The organism is Desulfobulbus alkaliphilus, from assembly GCF_016918545.1.
Classification (GTDB): domain Bacteria; phylum Desulfobacterota; class Desulfobulbia; order Desulfobulbales; family Desulfobulbaceae; genus Desulfobulbus; species Desulfobulbus alkaliphilus.
On sequence record NZ_JAFFQC010000102.1, the window covers coordinates 1 to 910 of the forward strand.

Consider the following 910-nt stretch of genomic DNA (forward strand, 5'->3'; position numbering starts at 1 on the left):
GGTCGTACAGCCCTTGATGGCCAGCACAACAACCCACCCCCTGGTAAAAAACGACCCGTCCGGGAAACATCTCAAGCGCTGCCTGGTAAAGCTCCAGGCCTTCCGCGTACCTTTTCTGTTGAATCAAGAAGTCGCCAGCCTTGTCGATTATCTCCCAAAGATCTCCGGATTTATCCGGTAGCGAGAGCAATTTTGCAAACAGAAGCGCTCCCTCGTCCGGCTTTCCGCGCTGGTATTCTATCGATCCCATGGTCAAAACGGCCGGCGGATAATCCGGCTTAATTTCCAGTGCTCGTTCCGCAGCGGCGATACTGGCTTCCATATCGCCGATGGCTCCATGAAAGGCACTCTCCGCGTATGCAGCTTCGGCCTCAAACAGGCGCCATGCTTCTGCAGACTCTTTCTCAGGATTTTTACGACCCATGTAGATCTCCGCTTGAATGAGCAGCGTCGATACTAATTGCATCGGCGTTGATTTCCCGGACGGCTTACGGTACGTTCTGTGAAGCCTGCATCTTTTGCGGGTTCCGCGGAAACGTTCTGGAGCGCCGGCTTTTATTCTATAAGTTGTTCAACCTCTATTTCCAAGGTATCGGCAATTTTCTTTAAAGTGGATTTTCTTGGTTTCGTATTCCCACGTTCAAGGCGGGCCAAGGCAGATTGCTTCATCCCTGCTTTTTCAGCCAGGTCCTTTTGAGTTAATTTGAAATATTCCCGCCATGCCTTGACAAGACTTTCTCCTCTGACATTAGCCTTAACAACTTCATTTGGAAACCAGGCATCAGCCTCCTTGCCTTCGATTTGATTGTGGATTAACTCCTGGTATTCAGCCCAGGGAATGACTGCGAAGGCAGGTTTACCGTTTTGAATGATGATTTGAGGATCAGTATGTGCGCTCATCTCTTTTCTT

1 protein-coding gene and 1 pseudogene are annotated in these 910 nt (G+C 49.8%); both read right to left on the minus strand.

Annotated features, from left to right (window positions below):
- Positions 1–466, minus strand: a pseudogene (locus JWG43_RS17550) (tetratricopeptide repeat protein); the annotation flags it as partial.
- 89 nt (positions 467–555) lie between these two features.
- The coding region (locus tag JWG43_RS17555) for a helix-turn-helix domain-containing protein (RefSeq protein WP_275888493.1) at positions 556–910 on the minus strand (355 nt) is incomplete at its 5' end.